The organism is Vibrio sp. 14N.309.X.WAT.E.F5 (assembly GCF_030397615.1).
GTDB lineage: Bacteria > Pseudomonadota > Gammaproteobacteria > Enterobacterales > Vibrionaceae > Vibrio > Vibrio lentus.
The window spans coordinates 28573-51289 of record NZ_JAPNXR010000010.1 but is presented as its reverse complement, the minus strand read 5'-3'; the positions used below and the strand labels follow the sequence as shown (position 1 = coordinate 51289).

The following is a 22717-nucleotide window of genomic DNA, read 5'->3' as shown; positions in this document are numbered from 1 at the left end:
GAGTTAAAGTAAAACGTTTTCACTAATTTCATTTAGTAAAACTTTTACTAATAATTACCTCAGTCCAAAAATACTCGTATTCACTACGACCCAATTACGCATAAGAACGTCGGTCAGCAAATTGCATTTAGGCCGAGAGAGAGGCAACGTGAACAACTGGGAAAACTTCCTGAACTTACATGAGAACCGTATGGCACCGCGTGCATACTTCTTCTCATACGCATCAGAAAAGAATGCAAAAACGTTTCAGCGTGAACTTAGCAGCCACTTCCAACTATTGAGTGGTCAATGGAATTTCAGCTATTTCACCAATCCACTATTGGTTCCTGAAGAGTTCTACTCTCAAGAAATGAAAGACTGGGGCCACATTACGGTTCCAAACATGTGGCAAATGGAAGGCCACGGCGATCTTCAATACACAGATGAAGGTTTCCCATTCCCAATTGATGTGCCTTTCGTACCATCAGACAACCCAACTGGCGCATACCAACGCTCTTTCTTCCTAGGCGAAAGCTGGGACGAGAAACAAACCATCATCAAATTCGATGGCGTTGAAACTTACTTCGAAGTTTACGTAAACGGCGAGTACGTGGGTTTCAGCAAAGGCAGCCGCCTAACCGCTGAGTTCGATATCTCTAGCCACGTAAAAGCAGGCAACAACCTACTTTCTATTCGCGTGATGCAATGGGCCGACTCAACCTACATTGAAGACCAAGACATGTGGTGGACGGGCGGTATCTTCCGTGATGTTTACCTAGTCGGTAAAGAACAACTGCACGTTCAAGACGTTACCGTTCGCACTGACTTCGACGACGCTTACCAAAGCGCTACCCTGTCGTGCAAAGTGGAGCTAGAAAACCTAGCAGCAGCAACAAACGCAACCCTTGAGTACGCATTGCTTGATGGCGGCCAAGTTATCTCGCAAGGCTCAGTAGATAACCTAGCCGTTCCTAATAGATTGACTGACGGCAATGCGAATACTCAATTCTCTATTGATGTGGTTAACCCAGTTCAATGGAACGCTGAAAACCCTTACCTGTACCAACTGTTACTTACGCTGAAAGACGCTGACGGCAAGGTGCTGGAAGTGATTCCACAACGCGTTGGTTTCCGTGATATTAAAGTTCGCGATGGTCTGTTCTACATCAACAACAAGTACGTGATGCTGCACGGTGTAAACCGCCACGACAACGACCACCTGAAAGGTCGCGCTGTTGGTATGGATCGCGTAGAGAAAGACTTGGTACTGATGAAGCAACACAACATCAACTCAGTACGTACAGCGCACTACCCGAACGACCCACGCTTCTACGAACTGTGTGATATCTACGGCTTATTCGTGATGGGCGAAACCGATGTTGAAACACACGGCTTTGCTAACGTTGGCGACCTAAGCCGCATCACTAACGATGCCGCATGGGAAGCGGTGTTTGTTGAGCGTATCGAACGTCACATTCATGCTCAAAAGAACCACCCTTCCATCATCATGTGGTCGCTAGGTAACGAGTCTGGCTACGGCTGCAACATCCGTTCTATGTACGATGCAGCAAAAGCGATTGATGACACACGTCTGGTTCACTACGAAGAAGACCGTGATGCTGAAGTGGTCGACATCATTTCAACCATGTACTCACGTGCTCAACTGATGAATGCCTTCGGTGAATTCCCACACGAAAAACCACGCATCATCTGCGAATACGCACACGCAATGGGTAACGGCCCGGGCGGTTTAACCGAATACCAAAACGTGTTCTACAAGCACGATGCCATTCAAGGTCACTACGTTTGGGAATGGTGTGATCACGGCATTCTAGCGCGTGATGAAGCAGGCACAGAGTTCTACAAGTACGGTGGCGACTACGGTGACTACCCGAACAACTACAACTTCTGCATGGACGGTTTGATCTACCCAGACCAAACACCAGGCCCAGGCTTGAAAGAGTACAAACAAGTGATTGCCCCAGTGAAGCTTCGCGATTTCGATGCACAAACTGGCACCTTCACTGTCGATAACAAACTTTGGTTCTCAAACATTGATGACTACACCATCACTGCGGAAATCCGCGCTGAAGGTGAAACCATTGCTGTACAACATATTAAGGTTGAAGAGCTGGCTGAAAACTCTAGCCGCGAACTGACACTTAACTTGCCACAGCTTGATGAGCGTGAAGTGTTTGTGAACTTTACTGTTCGCAAAGATTCTCGTACTTCATACAGCGAAGCGAACCACGATATCGCGGTTTACCAGTTCCAAGTGAAAGAGAACACTGCACAGCTTGACGCCTTCACCAACAACAATGCAACGGCACTGAATGTTGAAGAGTCTCGCCTCGCTTATGTAATCAAAGGCCACAACTTCGCACTGAATTTCTCGAAAGTGAACGGCAAGCTGACGTCATGGTTAGTGAATGGCGAAGAACTGATTAAGTCGGAGCCTAAGCTGAACTTCTTCAAGCCAATGATCGATAACCATAAACAAGAGCACGATGGTTACTGGGAACCTGCGCATCTACAAATCATGCAAGAGCACTTCCGCACGCTAAACGTGGAAGCGAACAACGGCAAGATTGAGATCACCACCACCAGTATCGTTGCTCCACCGGTATTCGATTTCGGCATACGTTGTGAATATCGCTACCAAATCAGTGCTGAAGGCCAACTGAACGTTGAACTGAGCGGTGAACGCTACGGTGATTACCCTCACGTTATTCCAGTGATTGGTTTCGACATGGGTATCAACGGTGATTTCGACCAAGTTCAATACTACGGCCGTGGCCCTGAAGAGAACTACCAAGACAGCAAACAAGCCAACATGATTGATGTTTACCAATCAACCGTGGCTGACATGTTCGAGAACTACCCGTTCCCACAAAACAACGGCAACCGCCAACATGTTCGTTGGGCTGCGCTTTCAAGCCGCGCAGGTAATGGTATTGCAGTAAAACCACAGCAAGAAATCAACTTCAGCGCATGGTTCTACACCAACCAAAACCTGCACCAAGCACAACACACCATTGAGCTAGAGAAGAGCGGTTACATCACGCTAAACCTAGACCACCAAGTGATGGGCTTAGGCTCGAACTCTTGGGGCAGCGAAGTGCTCGACTCTTACCGAGTTTACATGGACGAGTTCCGCTACGGCTTAACTCTGATTCCATTCCAAGCAGGCGATTGCGATGCGCAGCACCTAATCAATCACAACTTTGGCGATGAGTTTTTCACGGCGAACGCACCGAAAGCTCAACCACAACAGAACGAGGCATAAGCGATGATCGTTTTAGACAACCTAGAGCAATTTAAAGTCGTTTACCGCGACGGTCGTAAATGGCAACGCTGTGTAGAAGCGATTGAAAACATCGGCAACATCAAGGATGGCGTGATGTATTCAATTGGTGACTCACTGGCTTACATGATTGAAGACGGCGTGGCTCGTAACACCGAAAGCTTTACTGGCAATCGTCGTTACTTCGACGTGCATTACTACCTAGAAGGTCGTGAAACGGTTGAGTTCGCAGCCAAATCAGAGCTAGAGCAAATCCAAGCTTACAGCGATGAGAGTGACCGCGAACACCTAATGGGTAACGGTGAAACTCGTGAACTCATTGAAGGCCAAGTAGCGATATTTGATAACAGCAAAGCTTATCGATTCCACGGTGATAACCGAGTACGCAAAGTGGTGCTGAAAGTGACTATTGAAGACGGTTACTTCCTTAATAAGTAAGTAACTGAAAGCTAAACAAACGAAAGCAACAACAAGATCTATTCACAGTGTGTACTGAGCCTTGCCGTTCAAGGCTCAGTCACACTGCATAACGCCTTTACGCTTCTTCCCTACAAGGAAGCTTAAAGAAATAACGACTATAATTACGTGACCCTTGGAGGACACTATGTCTGAATCTGTACGCGGTAAGTTAGGTAAATTTGCCTTACTCTCCATGACATTTGCAGCGGTATTTAACGTTCGCAACATTGTAAATAACAACATCGAATTGGGATTGAGTTCAGCCCCTATCTTTTTGCTTGCCACTCTTATTTACTTCATTCCATTCGTATTCATTATTGCTGAATTCGTATCAGCAAATAAAAATTCTGAGTCAGGCATGTATGACTGGCTTAAACAACCTTTAGGCTCAAAAGCGGCCTACTTAGGTTCATTCCTCTATTGGTTCGTTAACCTATTCTGGTTTGTATCACTACTACCTAACGTTATCGCATACGCGTCTTACGCAATGCTTGGCTACGAGTACGCCTTCTCTCCTATTGTGACATCGGCAATCTCAATTGGCCTATTTGCGGCGGCAACGCACATCTCGACCAAAGGCGCGAGCTGGTTAGGTAAGATTGCAGAGATCGTGGCATACGGCGTATTTGCACTGTTCGCGGTTTACGTTATCGGCGCACTAATGGCATTAGGTGGTAACCATGAGCCAGTAGAACCAATCACGCTAGAAGCAATGACGCCAACCATCAACTGGGCAACACTAGGTATTATGTGTTGGATCTTCCAAGCAGCCGGTGGTGCAGAAACCGCAGCCGCTTACCTAAACGATGTTAAAGGTGGTCATAAGTCTTTCATCAAGGTGATCATCAGCGCGGGTATCGCTATCGGTATCATGTATGCAGTCGGTTCTCTGTTAGTGAACGTGTTCGTTGCACGTGATGAACTCACTTATGCTGGCGGCATGGTTGAAATCTTCACTGGTATGGCGAACTACTTCGACATTTCACAATCTCTAACAGGTCGCTTCGTCGGTATCATCCTGTTCGTCGCAATGTTCGGTTCGATGATGATGTGGACAGCAGCTCCAGTAAAAATTCACTTCTCTGAAATCCCTAAAGGTGTTTACGGTGAGAAGACGACTGAGCTTAACGAACATGGCGTGCCAGTACGTGCAGCATGGTGGCAGTTTGCGTTCGTATTCCTAATGCTCGTTATAAACGGCTTCGGTTCTGAGTCTGTACAAGACATGATGAACACTGCGATTAACCTAACAGCTGGTACGGCAATGTTACCGCCTATCTTCATCATGGTGGCGTACTTTGTATTCCGCTTGAAGCATGACGATACGCCACGTGATTTCCGCATGGGTACTCGAGTTCAAGGTATGGCTGTTGTATCTGTACTTATCGGTATCTTCGTTGTGAGTATGACGGCGTCAGCATTCCCGACGGGTGTAGACCTAATGCAAGCGTTCTTCGTCAACGTATTTATGACGGCAGTGTTCTCAGCTATCGCTTGGTGGTGGATCTCTCGCTTTGAAAAGAAGCAAGCAGGTAAAGACGCGAAGTTAGAAGCAGCAAAGCAGTCGTAATCCAAAATTTACATCTCTAATTGAAAAGCGCCTTTGTGGCGCTTTTTTTGTTTTAAATCAGAATATTAAACACCAATAAACAAGAATAAAAACGTCATTCCGTCAAGGTTTCACTTCACGAAAAACGCTAGTTAAGTCGTAATAAATCCCGAACAAAAATACAGGTAAAATATTAACTAAATTTATTTACTCGATATCACATATTTGATCAATTCCGATTAACTTCCCGCCGCTTAATCTTTAATCTTCTTGCTGAAGAAATAGAAAAACTCATAGAACAATAAACGACAAAAAGCCCCTACAAGCCTGTTACATCGTCGTACATGAGAAAGCCAATTTCTTCGATGAATGCCTTAGTGTTGCATTTGAAATTCAAGTAATAAATTTACTGAAATCGAAAAGATAAACGCCAAGGAATTCGTTCGTAAATCAATACAAAAATAATAAATGAGCCAAACCTGACTTCATGAAGCGGGTGTTTGCCAAACCAACATAACAATAAAAACACGGCCTAGATCTCCCTCTCTAGGACCTAGTAATAACGATCATCAACGTGATTCACCGGAGAACATCATGTCCGATAATAAACGCAGTACGATAGGCAAGTTTGCCCTACTGTCTATGACCTTCGCGGCGGTATACAGCTTCAATAACATCATAAACAACAACATCGAAATTGGCCTTTCCTCAGCTCCGATGTTCTTTTTAGCAACCATCTTTTACTTTGTGCCATTTTGTTTGATCGTGGCCGAGTTTGTATCATTGAATAAAGACTCTGAGGCGGGTGTTTATTCTTGGGTTAAAAGCTCTCTAGGCGGTCGCTGGGCATTTATTTCAGCTTACACCTACTGGTTTGTTAACCTATTCTTCTTCACCTCTCTGCTGCCTAGAATCATCGCTTATGCGTCGTATGCTTTCTTAGGCTTCGAATACATATTTACGCCGATAACCACGGCGATCTTAAGCACCATTCTATTTGCTGTTGCAACGCACATTTCAAACAACGGTGCGAAGCTACTTGGCCCAATCACCTCACTAACCTCGTCACTGATGTTGTTGCTGACTCTGTCTTACATCCTGCTTTCAGGCGGTGCTTTGATCGGTGGTATCGAGCCAGCTGACCCAATCACCATTGAAGCGATGACACCAAGCTTTAACTGGGCATTCCTTGGGGTAATCACTTGGATCTTCATGGCGGCAGGCGGTGCTGAATCGGTTGCGGTTTACGTCAACGACATCAAAGGTGGACACAAGTCTTTCGTTAAAGTGATCATCATTGCCGGTATCTTTATCGGTGCGCTTTACTCAGTTGGCTCTGTGCTTGCGAACGTATTCGTTGCTCGCGAAGAACTTAAGTTTACTGGTGGTTCGGTGCAGGTATTCGAAGGGCTAGCAAGACACTTTGGCCTGTCTGAAATCTTGATGAACCGTTTCGTTGGTGTGGTTTCATTCACTGCGATGTTGGGCTCTCTACTGATGTGGACAGCGACTCCGGTTAAGATTTTCTTTTCTGAGATCCCTAAAGGAATCTTCGGTGAGAAAACGGTCGCTCTAAACAAACAAGGCGTTCCAGAGCGTGCAGCTTGGGTTCAATTCTTCATCGTGATTCCACTGATGTTCATCCCAACGTTGGCGTCGGACACCGTACAAGACTTGATGAGCACCATCATCAACATGACCGCTGCAGCCTCTATGTTGCCGCCACTGTTCATCATGATCGCTTACCTTCACTTGCGTGTGAAACTCGACCATCTCCCACGTGATTTCCGAATGGGTTCACGCCGAGTGGGTATCACAGCGGTGTCGATTCTTATCGCTATCTTTACGGTTGGTTTCTTTGCATCAACCTTCCCAACTGGCGCAGACATCATGACCATCATCTTCTACAACGTAGGTGGTATTGTGATCTTCCTTGGCTACGCATGGTGGAAATACGGTCAATACGAGAAAAGCTTATCTCCAGAAGAGAAGAAACTAGAAGCAAAGCCGGAAACTGCTAACGCCTAGTGTTCTCCTTACCTTGGTCTTAATCTTGATTTGAACTCTCTTAGGCACTCACTATTTGGCGAGTGCCTTTTTATTCGCTTCCCTTTTTTCTTATCGCTGCGCCTTACATCCTATTTACTGAGTTATTCCTTTCATCAAAAATAGATTCACAACACCGATATATCCCTCGCCTGATATTTGTTTATAAATTCAACTAAAACCCAAAATAAATTAACAGTAAACTTTTACTAAAAATAGATCACACTTTTAAGCTTATTTAATTTTAAACACAAAAATAATCATTAATATTGGTTTTGCGATCGTAAGTGACCTGACCATATACGCCTTGAAGAGCACCCCATATTAGAAGTCAGAACTGCTTACGAAGCTTCATTTATAACCCCGACACAGAAGTGAACAAAATGAAAAGTAGTTTTACTAAAAAGACTCTTATTACAAGTTGTATTCTTGCTGCCCTTACGGCTAATGCGCACGCTGATGAAACCGCAGCTAACCACGGCGACACTCAGCCCCCTAAAACAGAATCAGAAACGCTGTTTAACTTTTACGGTGAGCTTGGCCTTGGTGGTCATGTGGCACTCGAAGGTGATGATAAAGGTCGCTACGCAGACGGCACTTACATTGAAGCGGGCTTAGCTATCGAGCACGGTAATTGGTTTGGTCTTGCTTACATGGAAGGCTGGACAGTACAGGCCGATGACGAAGGTAACGCTTGGGCGACTGGCCACGGCTGGGGTGGCTTCGAAGGTGGTTTTAACCGCTTTTACGCTGGCTACCGCACCGACGCAAAAACAGAATTTATTGTCGGTCGTATGGACTCGTCACTGGATGACGTTCAATGGTGGGGTGACCCTACAGTTGAGTACGGCTACGCAATCTCAAACACGCGTGACGTACATCTTGGTGTAAAGATTCAAAACCTAGAAGGCAAACTTCGCTACAGTGTTTCATTCGCGCCAGAGTCTGACTTCTCTGAAGACGATGCTCTCGTTCACTTCGGCAAATACGACAGCTTCGCAGACCAATGGAAAGATAAGAACGCCATGGTCAATGGTTACCTTCAATACGATCTGACCGACGACCTAACCCTGATGGGTGGCGGTGAAGTTCGTAACAACGATGGTGGTGAACTTCTACTATTAGGAGCTGAATACAAAAACTTCGCCACTCGTGTTTGGCATGATACCGATAAAGGCAACCAAGAATCTTTCGGTAGCGAGTCAGGTATTCAAACCAGTGCGTGGTACGAAGCAGCACAAGGCGTTTACCTATCAGCAGCCTACAACTACGCAAACTTTGACGGTGACAATGGCGACAAAGAGATCACCTCTTACATCAATGCTGGCGTTTGGTACGAATACGGAAACGGCGCATTTGCGACTGCTTTCGACAGCCGCTTTGGCGTAGGCAGCGACACTGAAATCGGCGACGCGCAAGTGTTCGCAATGCAATACTTCTACTGGTAATAACAGGAACTCATCATGAAACTGAATAAATCATTCGCAGCTCTCGCTATTGGCGCAGCACTTGTTGTTACTGGCTGTACATCAAATACAGGCTCTGAAGAACTTCAAGCCAACCAATTTAAAAACGTTATCGACCGCACTGGCTCGCCAGAATACATGCGAGATTACGACTTCGATGACCACCAGCGCTTCAACCCATTCTTCGACTTAGGTGCATGGCACGGTCACTTGCTGCCAGACACAGCTGAAGGCATGGGCGGCTTCCCAGGAACGGCACTGCTTACTGAAGAATACATCAACTTCATGGCAGATAACTTTGACCGCCTAAGCGTGTTCAAAGATGGCAAAAAAGTCGCATTCACCATGGAAGCTTACAGCCTACCGGGCGCATTGGTTCAGACACTAAAATCTGACGATGTAACGGTAGAAATGACGATGCGTTTTGCTTCAAACCGTACCTCTCTGCTAGAAACCAAAATCACTACCGACTCGCCGGTTGAGTTAGTGTGGGATGGTGAACTGCTAGAAAAGACCCATGCGAAAGAAGGCGTAGCACAAACCGACAAAACAATCGCTGAAACTTACCCTGAGTATGACCGTCAAATCGTCGCAACCGACGATGGCCTAAAGGTCACCTTTGGTAAAGTGCGTTCAACGTGGGATCTGCTGACTTCAGGTGAGTCTGAGTACCAAGTTCACAAATCGATTCCAACGCAAACTACAGTTGATGGTTTAGCGTTTACTTCAACGGCAAACATTGAAGCATCGACAACTATCTACACCACATACTCACATGTTCTAACGGCAGAAGAAGCGCAAGCAGAACAGCCAGAAATCAAAAAGATCATGGCAAACCCTACCGACTTCTTAGCGGCATCAGCAGAACGTTGGGAAGGCTATCTTGAGATGGGTTTAACCAACCCGAACGCGACACCAGAACAAGAACGTGTTGCGGTTAAAGCGATGGAAACCCTAAACGGTAACTGGCGTGGCGCTGCAGGTGCGATGGAGTTTGATTCAGTGACGCCATCAGTGACCGCACGTTGGTTCTCAGGCAACCAAACTTGGCCATGGGACACATGGAAACAAGCCTACGCAATGGCTCACTTCAACCCTGACGTAGCGAAAGACAACATCCGTGCGATGTTCGCTTACCAAATTCAGGCTGACGACGCCGTTCGCCCTTGGGATGAAGGCTACGTGCCCGATTTATTGGCTTATAACCTAAGCCCAGAACGTGGCGGCGACGGTGGTAACTGGAATGAACGTAATACTAAACCAAGCCTAGCTGCATGGGCAGTAATGGAAGTCTACAAGACCACCAGCGATGAAGCTTGGCTCGAAGAGATGTATCCAAAGCTCGTGGCTTACCACGATTGGTGGCTACGCAACCGTGACAACAACGGCAACGGTGTACCTGAATATGGCGCAGCACGCGACAAAGCACACAACACACCTGAAGGTGAAATGTACTTCACTGTGGTTCGTGGCGACAAACATGAAACCGTCGTAGGCCAAGCAGCACTGGATAAAGTTGTGGCTGAAGGTAACTACGATTACATCGAAAGCCCAGCTCAAACAGCCGCATCTTGGGAATCAGGTCGTGACGATGCAGCCGCATTTGGTTTCATTGATAAAGACCAACTAGACGCGTATGTGGCGAATGGCGGCAAGCGCAGCGATTGGGATGTTGAGTTCGCTCAAAACCGCGCTGAAGATGGCACGTTATTGGGTTACTCACTGCTACAAGAGTCTGTCGACCAAGCAAGCTACATGTACAGCGATAACAAGTACCTAGCAGAAATGGCTGACATTCTTGGTAAAGACGCAGAAGCGAAAGAGTTCCGTGAAAAGGCTGAGCATCTGTCGAACTACATCAACACCTGTATGTTCGACGAAGGCACTAACTTCTTCTACGACATTCGTATCGAAGACAAACCACTAGCCAACGGCTGTGCAGGTAAACCGATTGTAGAGCGTGGTAAAGGCCCTGAAGGTTGGTCACCATTGTTCAATGCTGCTGCCACTCAAGCTAACGCTGATGCAGTTGTCTCTGTAATGAAAGATACAGAAGAGTTCAATACCTACGTTCCACTAGGCACAGCGGCGCTTTCTAGCCCAGCATTTGGCCCAGATATTTACTGGCGTGGACGCGTTTGGGTAGACCAATTCTACTTCGGTCTAAAAGGCATGGACAGCTACGGCTACCGTGACGATGCGATTGAAATGGCAGGTGCATTCTTTGATCACGCCGATGGACTAGTGCAAGACGGCCCTATCCGTGAGAACTACAATCCACTAACCGGCGAACAACAAGGCGCACCAAACTTCTCTTGGAGTGCTGCTCACCTATACATGCTTTACAACGATTTCTTTACTGACGCAGAGTAAATCAAACCTATACCTGTCTTCTGGAATTCAATGAAAAGATAACCTCATAAATTTCAGGCTTTGGCACTCAGTATCTCGCTGAGTGCCTTTTTTACACCTGAAGCCAAATAAGCTAACAAACAAGCACTTAGACTATTTGGCCTACTATGATCCTTTTACTCTATTCGCTGTACTTTGACCGTTCTCACCACAATAGAAGCGCACCTGATAATGGTAATGCTCTTTCAATAGTTTGTATTCATCATGAACACTTGGTGTCCATGAGTCGTCACCGCCGACGCCCATATGAAAGCCATCGATATATACAAACAACTGTTCTTGCTCAGTTAAGTCACAAGTATGTTTGGCCTTCTGTAATTGCTGTTGTCCAAATCGACTGACAGAAAAATGGAAGTTTCCTTTCACTTCAAATTCACCAATCTTTGCCTCACGAACATCACAACGTAAGCCGCTGTCTGAAGGGAAAATATAAGGAGTGTGCATTTGCTCAATGCTCTGCTGATATCTCCCCATATGCGCTGACATCTTTCGGTCTGGGTAATTTTCATGTGGCCCACGACCAAACCACCTCACGCCATCAGAAACGTTTTTCAATGCGAAAGTTAATCCCACTCGTGGTAAAGACGGTAAACCTCTCGCCGCTTGCACATCCACATCTAGCTTGACCTCGCCATCAGCATAAAGCTGATATTGCCAACAAGTAAGCAACCTCACCTGCCCTTCAACTAAGTGAGCAATTCTTGCTGTCACCGATACTGAGTTTTGCTGAGTGAAGTGGGAAAATTCAATACACTCAGGAGTAAGTGAATCGAGCCCCATTGCCTGCCAACGTGCTATCCATGAATTGGGGTCTACTCGATTGGCCTCGCTTACACCAATATCATTGTCTAGTGGTGCTCGATAGAAGTTATCTTTTAGGCCACGGGTTAACTGTTCAACTCCCTTCACTAGCCAACTGTCTAAGGTCCCTGTTAACGCATCAAACTCAACTTGGTAATCGTCGCCGATAACCGTTAGCTGTTTTTCAGTTTCAATAACTTGCGGCAGATTTTGTGAAAGGTTGGCGTCCAAAACTAATTGCGGTTGAGTAGGTAAACTCAGTTGTTCAATGGCCGTCACATGACCTTTGTCAGCCCACGCCGTATTGGTATTCAACACCACATCGAGATTAAGGAAGTTGAGCGCATTAGCCGTGTTCGGGATAGTCACACCATCAAGCTCAATCTGTACACTGGATTGAGCTTCAACAAGCAACTCAATACTGCCATGACATTGAACAATTCCATCTTGAGTGATATTCCAATTAAGCGTTTCGACAGACTCAGCATCAAATAAATACTCACTAGTAATCTCAATCACCAGTGGAGATGCAGAAACCAGCTTGAATTGATAAAACTGCTGTGCTTTTTTCACTTCATGTAAGGTTGGATGAACCGTTCTATCTGGGAATACCAAACCATTAATGCAGAACTGGCGATCATTAATATCGTCACCGAAATCACCACCGTATCCCCAGTATGTCTGTCCGTTCGAGTCTGTTTTGGTTATCCCCTGATCGACCCAATCCCAGATAAAGCCACCTTGCAATCTAGGGTTATCTCGAAAAGCTTGCCAGTATTTATCAAAGCTACCAAGGCTATTGCCCATTGCATGTGCATACTCACACAAGATCAGCGGACGCTGCTCGTTGGGTAGAGCGATAGCTTTACGAATACCCACTCTAGGAGTAACTTCAGATTGGCTCTCAACCACAGGTAGATCCCAATCAACACGAGCGTACATTGGGCACAAAATATCAGTCGCTGCGGTATCTGCACCACCGCCTTCATACTGAACAGGTCGGGTTGGATCGGCTTGTTTCACCCATTGATACATCGCATGGTGATTACGCCCAATACCTGACTCATTGCCTAGCGACCAAACGATCACACTGGCGTGGTTTTTATCGCGCTCGACCAGCCTTGTCATTCGCCTCATGTACGCATTCAACCACGACGAATCATTGGATAGTCTACACATCGGAAACTGGCCGTGGGTTTCCACATTCGCTTCATCAACCAGATACAGGCCATACTCATCACATAGTTCATACCACAATGGATGATTGGGATAATGGGCGGTTCTAACGGCATTGAAGTTATTTTGCTTGAGCAGTTTGATGTCTTGAATCATCCCTTCACGAGTCATGGTGTGACCCAATTCAGGATGATGTTCATGGCGATTCACACCGCGAATCAGCAACGGCTTACCGTTAATTTTTAGCAAACTATCGGTAATTTCAACACTTCGAAAGCCGACATCGTAAGCCTCACAATCAATGAGCTCATCTTGCTGATTAAGTAACGACACCACACAGCGATATAAGTAAGGCGACTCGGCACTCCACTTGTTCGGATTAACCACTGAAATGCTGTGTTCAGCCATTTCAGACCAAGGCCCTTTCTCATCCACCACTCGCTCACCCAAGCCAACGATTTGAGGCTCAGAGATAAGTTGCCCCTGCACATCAAACAGCTCGACTTTAACTCGGTTTATTTGTTGAGTTTGGTTATCTTGAGCTAATGGATTTGGTTTCGATATTTGTGTCGACACCTTCAAACACGCATCTCGATAACAAGCGTCCAGTTGAGTTTCAACCCGCACATCTTCAATGGCGATTTTCGGTTTTCTCAATAAAGTGACGTCGCGGAAGATACCACTCAGCCACCACATATCCTGATCTTCAAGATAAGAACCATCGGACCAACGCAGCACCATCACAGCTAAGGTGTTGTCTCCCGCCTGAAGGTAGTCAGACACATCAAATTCAGCCGGTAGTCGGCTGTCTTGTGAATACCCAACCCATTTACCATTGCACCACAAATGAAATGCCGAGTTAACGCCATCAAAGGTGAGCCTATGGGTATCCAAAAGCGCTTGTTCGGTACAATTAAAACGCGTGCGATACAGCCCCGTTGGATTGTCGGTTGGTACAAAAGGCGGCTTGTCATCGAATGGGTATTTCACATTGGTGTATATCGGTTTATCAAAACCCTGCATCTGCCAATTGCTTGGTACTTCTATTTTCTCCCACAGTGAATCATCGAAATGTTCAGACACCGACTCTTCCGACACTAATTCAGGCGCATCAAACAACTGAAATTTCCACTCCCCATTAAGGGAGACCTTGTGTGGTGAATGTTTAGTGAGTGCTTGTATGAGCGAACTGTAAGCATTGAGAGGGGCGTGAGCCTCAATGACATTGTGGTGAGTTATATGTTGGTTTTCCCATTCACGGGCAGAGATGACTTGAGAGAAAGTTCTCATGGAGTGTTCCTTACGATAAACCGTTCAAAGTGAATCATTGCAAGTAGTACTTAGTGTTGAGTGCTGAGTACTTAAAGCGCTCTTAGGACACGACAAACGCCAACGAAATAACACCAGCAATGACAAACTTAGAAAAAGTAGAAGCCGCAGCGAGAACCGCTGCGGCGAATAACACATTACTTAAAGGCGCGCTTACTCACCTTATCGAGTTTCTTTAAGATTTTTTCGATTCGATCAGGGTGAACCATAAACTCTTGGAAGCCCTTCATGCCTTCTTTAGCCATTGCAGGATCGGTATCGCGGTCATAGAACTGGGCCGTACCATCAGTAGAAGCCAGCATTGCTACGCCTTTGTCTAAGAACGGATCAGACTTCGCCTTGGCTTTATTGTTGGTTGGGATCTGTAGCAGCATCTCATTGATCAGCTGTTGATTTTCCGCACGTGCAACAAACTCTAGGAACTTACGTGCATCTTCCTTATTTTTCGCTTTTGAAGGAATGTGTAACGTATCCATAGGCGCATCTTCAGACATAGGAACACTTGGGTCGATCACAGGGAATTGGAAGAAATCCATCTTGCCATCTAATTCAGCCGGGAAGTTTGGCGTAATAAAGTTCCCCATGAGGTACATCGCCGCTTTGCCGTTATATAAGAATGGCTGAGCTTCTTGCCAAGAATAAGAGGCGTGATTTTCTAGATAGTAACCAGGCTCAACAAGCTCAGCCCAGTTCGCAAATGTTTTCTTCACACGCTCATCAGAATAAGGCACCTTGCCTTCCATCAACTGAATGTGGAAATCCAAGCCGTTGGTACGCATGTTGATGTAATCAAACCAGCCTGCGGCAGTCCACAAGTACTTAGTACCAATCGCAAACGGTGCCACACCATTTTCTTTAAGCGTTGCCGATGCCGACTTCAAATCTTCCCATGTTTTCGGTTCAGCAATTCCATATTGCTCAAAGATGTCTTTACGGTAGTAGATACCCCATTGGTAATACGTGTATGGCACACCAAATTGCTTGCCTTGTACTGTCATCGCAGGAGCGGCAGCCGCAAAGTCTTGCTTCATATTGTTGTCAGTCCAAATATCACTCACATCTTCGAACAGGCCACGATCAACAAAGGCTTTCATTCGGTTACCCGCATACCAAAAAACCACGTCCGGCGGCGAAGTGACCAACCAATTACGAATCGTTGTTTTGTACGACTCGTGATCGTACAAGTTGTACTTCACCGTAATATCTGGGTTTTCTTTTTCAAAGCGATTGATGATCTCACCCCACGCTTCTTTTGGCGCAGGATCGGAAGCATCAGAGTTGATGACTAAGGTTCCTGCAAACGCTGTTGTAGAAACGGAGGCAGCAAGCACTGCCGTAGCAGCGATATGTTTCACGTATTTCATATTGAGGTCCTTGTTATAGAGCTAAGCTCACTAAGTCCAATTTTTATTGTTTTGTCTCGTAGGGTTGTGCGTGTTTTAGTTTCTCTTCAATGATTCATCCATTCGGGATGCCGGTAGCAATAACGACTTTAAGCCGTCGCTATCGCTAGATTCGTGTATCTATTCTTATCTCGTTATTTACCCTTTGGTCGCACCTAATGTCAGGCCAGCAATAAAGTGTTTTTGCATGGTGAAGAACAGTACTACCGGTGGGATAGCCGCGACCACTGCTCCGGCAGACATAAACTGCCAAGACGCCAACCACTGGCCTTGCAGTGAACTCAACCCCGCAGTTACAGGGCGAACGTCATCACTCTGCACCAATACCAACGCCCAGAAGAAATCATTCCAAATAAAGGTAAACACCAATACTGCTAGCGCAGCTAAAGCCGGGCGAACCAAAGGCAGCACCACATGCCAGAATATTTTCCATTCACTCACCCCTTCAACACGCGCCGCTTCAATTAACGCATCGGGAATGCCAACGATAAAGTTACGCATGAACAAGGTACAAAAGCCGGCTTGAAAAGCGATATGGAAGAAAATCAGCGCCCAATGGGTATCGTACAAACCGAGTCCAATCGTTAAATCACGCACTGGAATCATCAAAATTTGGAACGGAACAAAGTTGCCCGCGATAAACATCGCAAAGATCCAAACGTTGGCTTTGAAGTTATATTTCGCCAAGGCATACCCGGCCAAAGTAGAAAGAGCGACAGCCCCTGCGACTGCTGGCAATGTAATGATCAAACTATTGATTAAGTACTGCCCCATCGAAGTCGAAGTAAAAACTTGGGTGTAGTTCTCAATGAACTGAATCTCGCTCGGCCAGCCCCAATAATTACCTTTGTTGATGTCATCCATCGAACGAATCGACGTCATCATCACGGCGATAAGCGGTAACAACCACATCACGATCGAGATAGGTAACGCGACTCGGTAGCTGATATTAGTAAATCGACCGGCTTTTTGAATTGGTTGCGGAAACATTATTTTTCACTCCTTAACATGCGCCACAAGAAGTAAGCGATATAGATATCCATAATCAGAAACAGCACCACTGAAACCGCCGCACCGTAACCCATTCGATAGTTAAAAATAGACTCTTCATACATTTGATACGCCAGTACCGTCGAGCTTCCCCAAGGTCCACCAGCCGTCATGGTTGCCACTAAATCGAAAGAACGAAGGGCACCAATTACAGTCACGACCACAGCAATAAACGTCGCGGGTCTTAATTGAGGAAGCACCACATACCAGAGCATGCGCCATTTCTTCGCACCATCCAGTCGCGCCGCTTCTAATTGCTCTGGGTCGAGGTTATTCAACCCCGTTAGATACAAGATCATGCAGTAAGAGATTTGTGGCCATAGACCAGCGGCAATGATTCCGTAGGTCACATAGTCTTCGTCAGCGAGTATTGATATGGGCTCAAAACCGAACGCACCCAATACCATATTGAAAAGGCCAAATGAGGGGTCGTAGAACCAAGAAAATACGAGGCCGACCACCACTTGAGAGATAACAAAGGGGAAGAAAAATAAGGATTTAACGACACGAATGCCTTTCACTTGTTGGTTTAAGAAAAGAGCAATCGCCAAGCCACAAGGTGGCGCGAGCATAAAGAAGATCAACCAAAGGAAGTTATTCGTTAACGATGTGTAGAATGCATCGGAATCAAACAGTTCGCGATAGTTCTCAAGCCCTACCCACTCTTTCTCACCTAGCCCGTCCCACTCAAAGAAACTGAGCCAAATGCTGTCTAAGATCGGATAAACAACATAGAGAGAAAAGATGGCGATAGCCGGTGCCAAGAACAACCAAGGCGATACCTTAGAACTAATACGTCTTTTCTTTTTAGTCGATGGGATGCGATTTTCTGGGTATATCGTTTTCACAGATTGCTCCATTTCCCGAAATTCCTTGTCTTCAAAGCTTCATTTACTATTTGATAAATTTCCACCTAGATTTCTAAATTCAATCTAGCAAATCAGCATTTATGGTGATTACGTTCAAATATTAGGCTTATTGATAATATTACGCACAGTTATGTTTTGATTTTGTAAACGTTTCCACAAAAATCGGTATGATTTGTAAAATTTATATGACCCCGATCAATAATTCATTCGAGGCATCTAACAAATTTCTGATGAAAGCGTATGTTTTAAAGGCAAAGTGATGTAGTCCAACGAAGCAAGGAGAGAACATGGCTGATATCAGCTTAAAACAAGTCATCAAACGATATGGTGATGTTCAAACGATCCATGGTGTTGATCTAGAAATAAGTAACGGCGAATTCGTAGTATTCGTTGGGCCGTCTGGTTGCGGTAAATCAACCCTCTTACGCTTAGTTGCTGGCTTGGAAGAGATTACTGAAGGTGAGATCCATATTGGCGATGATCTGGTTAACGATGTCGATCCTGCCGAACGTGGTGTCGCGATGGTATTCCAGTCCTACGCCCTTTATCCGCATATGACGGTTGAAGAAAACATGGGCTTTGGCCTGAAAATGAACGGTGTAGCTAAAGAAGTCGTTGAGAAACAAGTCACCAGTGCAGCGAAAACGCTTCAACTAGATCCTTTGTTGAAACGTAAACCTAAAGAGCTGTCAGGTGGACAACGTCAGCGTGTTGCTATTGGTCGAGCGATTGTTCGTAACCCAAGAGTGTTCTTATTCGACGAACCTTTATCAAACTTAGATGCTGAACTTCGTGTCGATATGCGCTTACAAATCGCAAAATTGCACCAAGATCTGCAAAACACCATGATTTATGTAACACACGATCAAGTCGAAGCAATGACACTTGCAGACAAAATCGTGGTACTGAGAGATGGTCGAGTTGAGCAAGTGGGTTCACCTCTCGAACTGTATCATTCTCCTCAAAATGAATTTGTGGCAGGCTTTATTGGCTCTCCGAAAATGAACTTCTTGCCATGTGTGGTCAATAACACCTCGGACACCCATGCTCAACTTACTGTCAATGGCCTCAGTAAAATTACTCTGCCATTACCAAGTGATGGCCTTACCGAAGGACAAAAGCTGACTCTAGGCATTCGACCAGAACATCTAGAGATCAACGGCGAATCTGATATCACGATTGAGTTCCAAAGCGAGGTCGTAGAAAGGCTTGGCAACAGCACTTATATGTTTGGTCAATCTTGTGGTGTCGATAGCTTCAAGGTTCATCTACCCGGCGATCAGGAAGTCACCCGCTATCAATCGCTCAATTTAAATTTCTCATCAAAAGATTGCCATCTGTTTGATGCTGAAGGTCAGCGAATTAACTAAGTCGTTAAAAACGGTAAAGCTAGATATCGCTAGCTTTACCGTGTTATTTCAAACCCGATTTTCATATCATTCCACACAGCCACAACCCTCGCCCCCTTGTTCCTTAATTTATGAAACTGCTTTTAAAATTTCATAACTCGTCCCTAAATGTTGTCTTCTGAAGACTTATTCGAAATTAATTTATCCTTAAGAGTCTTCCGGACATTAATTTGATAGTCGTTTACGCAATAATGGCTAAACTATAGTGTCGCCTACCCCTTTTTTGAGAAAACCTAAATGCCTAATGCTGATTCCACCCTAAACAAACGCATGGGAATCGTTGCGCTCACCTGGCCAATTTTTATCGAAGTTCTTCTAAGAACCGCACTCAACACCAGCGATGTATTCATGTTATCGGGATACTCAGACAAAGCCGTGTCCGCCGTTGGTGTTATCTCTCAGATATCCTTTTTTCTGATCATCGTATCAACCATGGTCAGCAGTGGCACTGGCATCCTAATTGCTCAATACAACGGTGCCTCTCGTACTCAAGATAGCGCTCATGTGGGTGTGGCCAGCATTATCTTGGCCATTATTACGGGCGTATTGCTCAGTATTATTGCGGTTCTTGGCGCTGAATATTTTATCCCGCTCTATCAGCTTGAGGCTCAAGTTGAACAGTACGCACAAGAGTACCTGTTCATCAGTGGCGCACTCACCTTTAATGTCACGATAGGCGTAGTACTTACCACCATTCTACGTAGCCATGGTTATTCAAAATCGCCGATGGTGATCAATTTGATTGCTGGTGTTATCAACGTATTCGGTAACTATTGCGCACTCTATCAACCTTTTGGACTGCCCGTTTACGGCGTGCAAGGGGTGGCTACCGCAACTGTGATCAGCCAATTAATCGGCATGTTTATCTTGATTGGTGTGGTAAGAAATAAAGGCATTGATCTGCCGATGAAGCAGTTCAAATCTGTACCGAAAGCTATCTATCAAAAGATCATCAAGATTGGTTCTATGAATGCAGGAGAAGTGCTCTCTTACAATATGGCGCAGATCAGCATTACCTTCTTTGTGGTACAGATGGGAACGTCTTCACTGGCTGCGTTTACTTACGCACAAAATATCGCTCGCCTCTCTTTTGCTTTTGCCTTAGCTATCGGTCAAGGTAGCCAAATCCAAACCGGATACTACATCGGCAAGGGTTGGATAGATGAGATAGCCAATCGTGTACAACGCTATTTTGTAGTTGGCTTCATCGCCTCTATCAGCATTACCTGCGTGGTCTATATTTTCCGATTCGATATTTTGGACTTATTCACTCAAGATCCAGAGATCATCGCACTCACCGCAGCACTGATTGCAGGCTCTATCCTGTTAGAAGCTGGCCGTGTATTTAATTTGATTTTCATCTCTTGCTTGAAAGCCGCAGGCGATATTAAGTTTCCGATCAAAATGGGTATTCTCAGCATGTGGGGCATTGGCGTTGCTATGAGCTATTTGCTTGGCGTGCATTGGGGTTATGGCGTATTAGGCGCGTGGATGGCGATCGCGATGGATGAATGGTTCCGCGGAATCATTATGGCGTATCGTTGGAGAACAAAAAAATGGACTCGTTTTTCTTTGTAAGTAGTAAGTAGTAAGTAGTAAGTAGTAAGTAGTAAGTAGTAAGTAGCCAAACAATAACCAGTTATAAAAACAATATGTTAGGCATCTCATTCATTACGATTGAGATGCCTTTTTAGTTATTGGCCTACTATGATCCTTTTACTTAGCAAGCTCATTCTAAAAGAACGAATGGCAGGCTCTGTGAAGGTTATGCGGCAGCTTCAAGTGCTTTCTTGCGCTTTGCCAACCGTGCTGCGATTCCGAACAACATCACAATGCCACACACGCCGTACACTTGCATGATAGTTGGATCATCAGATACAAAACCGACATCAGAGAACATCACGTAAGCACCTAATACCATGTAGAGAATGATAGCCGAAGCTTCGAAACGGAATGCCCAAGGCGTAACATCAATGTTTTCATTCACAGGCATCACATAATCATCTTCACGTGGCATAAAGTAGCCAATGATGAACATCAGCGCTGTACATACAACAAACAGAATCGCCAATTGGTGTAAGAAGTGAATTGGCGTTTTGAACACTAATTGCATTGCGGCGTATGAGCTTACAAACACCACCAACGCAACTTTAGCCGCCACAGCAGGGACACGTTTAGAGACATAACCAACAAACACAATCGTAAAAATTGGCACGCTGAAGAAGCCCGCTACCATCTGTAGGTATTGGAACAAACCTTCAGGGGCATACATGATGAACGGTGCAATACACACAGAGATAATCGCAATCACAACGCCGAAGATACGGCCTTTACCCACCAGCTCTTCATCCGTTTTACCTTGGCCAAACAAAGGCTTGTAGACATTCAATGCAAACAGAGTGGTCGAGCTGTTAAGCACGCCGTTGAAAGTACTTAGGATGGCACCAAACATAACCGCGACGAAGAAGCCGACTAATGGTTTAGGCAATACTTCGTTTACCAAGCGCGTGTACATGGTGTCTGGATTACCAGCATCTGCACCAAACATGTGGAATGCAATGATGCCAGGAATGATTAGGAACAACGGAGAGATAACCTTAATTGCCCCCGCAAGAATCACCCCTTTCTGGCCTTCTTTTAAGTTCTTAGCACCCAACGCACGCTGGATGATTGATTGATCCGTACCCCAGTAGTAAAGGTTCACAAGTAAAAGACCAGTAAACAAGGTTGAGAACGGCAGTGGATCGGTCTCTGTACCGACCGATTGCAACTTCTCAGGAGCAGCGTACAACAGCGTATCTAAGCCTGCACCAAAACTGCCATCACCTAGTGCCATCAAGCCAAAAACAGGGATCATCAAGCCGCCAATAATAAGACCCACACCATTAATAGTATCGGCAATCACGACCGCTTTGAGTCCACCATAAATCGCGTAAAAGAAACCAAGTAGACCGATCGTCGCTGAAATTAGGGCAATAGAGCTGAATTCTGAAATATTAAGCAGAGCTTGAACATCAAAGATCTCACCGAGAACAACGGCACCGGCATAAAGTGTGGTTGGCAAAATATTGATGACGTACTGGCATAAGAAAAGCAAGGTAACGAACTTCTTCACCGACATGTCATAACGGCTCTCTAAGAAGTCTGGAATCGTCGTGATCCCTTGCTTGAGGTAACGTGGTACCAGCATCAGAGCAATGATCACTAAGGTGACACCAGACGCCACTTCCCAACCCATGACACTCATGTTGTGGGTATAAGCTTGTGCACTCATGCCAACAAAGCTAGTCGCGCTCAAGTTGGTTAAAATTAGGGAGCTGGCAATCAAACCACCGGTTAAGCTTCTTCCACCGAGAAAGAAACCGTCTTGTGAGGTGTTCTTGTCATTTTTAACTTTGTTGTAGGTAAACGCGACAACAAAACCAGTAAATAACAAGAATGACAGCAGAACTGTAATAGACATTT

General features: G+C 45.5%; 13 protein-coding genes. 8 read left to right on the top strand and 5 right to left on the bottom strand.

All coding sequences use genetic code 11. From position 1 onward, the window contains the following. The first annotated feature begins 148 nt into the window (after positions 1 to 148). The 6 genes from ebgA to ygjK all read left to right on the top strand — a co-directional run bounded on the left by ebgA (position 149) and on the right by ygjK (position 11176). Positions 149 to 3265 (top strand): beta-galactosidase subunit alpha, encoded by a 3117-nt coding sequence (gene ebgA, locus OW495_RS12740; protein ID WP_289886847.1) that lies wholly within the window; start codon positions 149 to 151, stop codon positions 3263 to 3265. A 3-nt stretch (positions 3266 to 3268) separates the two neighbouring features. Next, a complete protein-coding gene (locus tag OW495_RS12735; RefSeq protein WP_102326265.1) occupies positions 3269 to 3721 on the top strand; it encodes a beta-galactosidase subunit beta in 453 nt (150 codons plus the stop codon). Positions 3722 to 3887: 166 nt separating this feature from the next. Then, positions 3888 to 5312 (top strand): amino acid permease, encoded by a 1425-nt coding sequence (locus tag OW495_RS12730; RefSeq protein WP_017110435.1) that lies wholly within the window; start codon positions 3888 to 3890, stop codon positions 5310 to 5312. 573 nt (positions 5313 to 5885) lie between these two features. Continuing rightward, positions 5886 to 7319, top strand: a complete 1434-nt coding sequence (locus tag OW495_RS12725; protein WP_017110436.1) for an amino acid permease — start codon at positions 5886 to 5888, stop codon at positions 7317 to 7319. A gap of 401 nt (positions 7320 to 7720) precedes the next feature. Beyond that, positions 7721 to 8785: a protein YgjJ gene (gene ygjJ / locus OW495_RS12720; protein ID WP_102513071.1), complete on the top strand. Its 1065-nt coding sequence runs from the start codon at positions 7721 to 7723 to the stop codon at positions 8783 to 8785. A gap of 15 nt (positions 8786 to 8800) precedes the next feature. Beyond that, the gene (gene ygjK, locus OW495_RS12715; RefSeq protein ID WP_289886846.1) at positions 8801 to 11176 is read left to right on the top strand and encodes an alpha-glucosidase; all 2376 of its coding nucleotides are present in this window, start codon (positions 8801 to 8803) and stop codon (positions 11174 to 11176) included. A gap of 144 nt (positions 11177 to 11320) precedes the next feature. On the opposite strand, the gene OW495_RS12710 is transcribed toward ygjK, so the two are convergent. The 4 genes from OW495_RS12710 to OW495_RS12695 all read right to left on the bottom strand — a co-directional run bounded on the left by OW495_RS12710 (position 11321) and on the right by OW495_RS12695 (position 17834). Beyond that, positions 11321 to 14482 (bottom strand): beta-galactosidase, encoded by a 3162-nt coding sequence (locus OW495_RS12710; protein ID WP_289886845.1) that lies wholly within the window; start codon positions 14480 to 14482, stop codon positions 11321 to 11323. Between the two features lie 176 nt (positions 14483 to 14658). Further along, complete coding sequence (locus OW495_RS12705) at positions 14659 to 15885, bottom strand: ABC transporter substrate-binding protein (protein ID WP_102279469.1); 1227 nt, start codon at positions 15883 to 15885, stop codon at positions 14659 to 14661. Between the two features lie 177 nt (positions 15886 to 16062). Next, positions 16063 to 16914 carry a carbohydrate ABC transporter permease gene (locus OW495_RS12700; protein ID WP_004734435.1) on the bottom strand — a complete coding sequence of 284 codons (852 nt, stop codon included), beginning with the start codon at positions 16912 to 16914 and terminating at the stop codon, positions 16063 to 16065. Continuing rightward, positions 16914 to 17834, bottom strand: a complete 921-nt coding sequence (locus tag OW495_RS12695; protein ID WP_065103045.1) for a sugar ABC transporter permease — start codon at positions 17832 to 17834, stop codon at positions 16914 to 16916. The genes OW495_RS12700 and OW495_RS12695 overlap by 1 nt, the downstream gene beginning before the upstream one ends. A 296-nt stretch (positions 17835 to 18130) precedes the next feature. Between OW495_RS12695 and ugpC the strand changes: the two genes are divergently transcribed. Together ugpC and OW495_RS12685 are read left to right on the top strand one after the other, a co-directional pair. Continuing rightward, on the top strand, positions 18131 to 19213 hold the full coding sequence (gene ugpC, locus OW495_RS12690; RefSeq protein WP_102279470.1) for a sn-glycerol-3-phosphate ABC transporter ATP-binding protein UgpC: 1083 nt from the start codon (positions 18131 to 18133) through the stop codon (positions 19211 to 19213). A 276-nt stretch (positions 19214 to 19489) separates the two neighbouring features. Then, entirely contained in the window at positions 19490 to 20830 is a 1341-nt protein-coding gene (locus OW495_RS12685) for an MATE family efflux transporter (RefSeq protein WP_289886840.1), read from the top strand. Between the two features lie 187 nt (positions 20831 to 21017). Here OW495_RS12685 and OW495_RS12680 read toward each other — a convergent pair whose 3' ends face one another. After that, positions 21018 to 22715 carry a solute:sodium symporter family transporter gene (locus tag OW495_RS12680; RefSeq protein WP_076668220.1) on the bottom strand — a complete coding sequence of 566 codons (1698 nt, stop codon included), beginning with the start codon at positions 22713 to 22715 and terminating at the stop codon, positions 21018 to 21020. Positions 22716 to 22717: the final 2 nt, after the last annotated feature.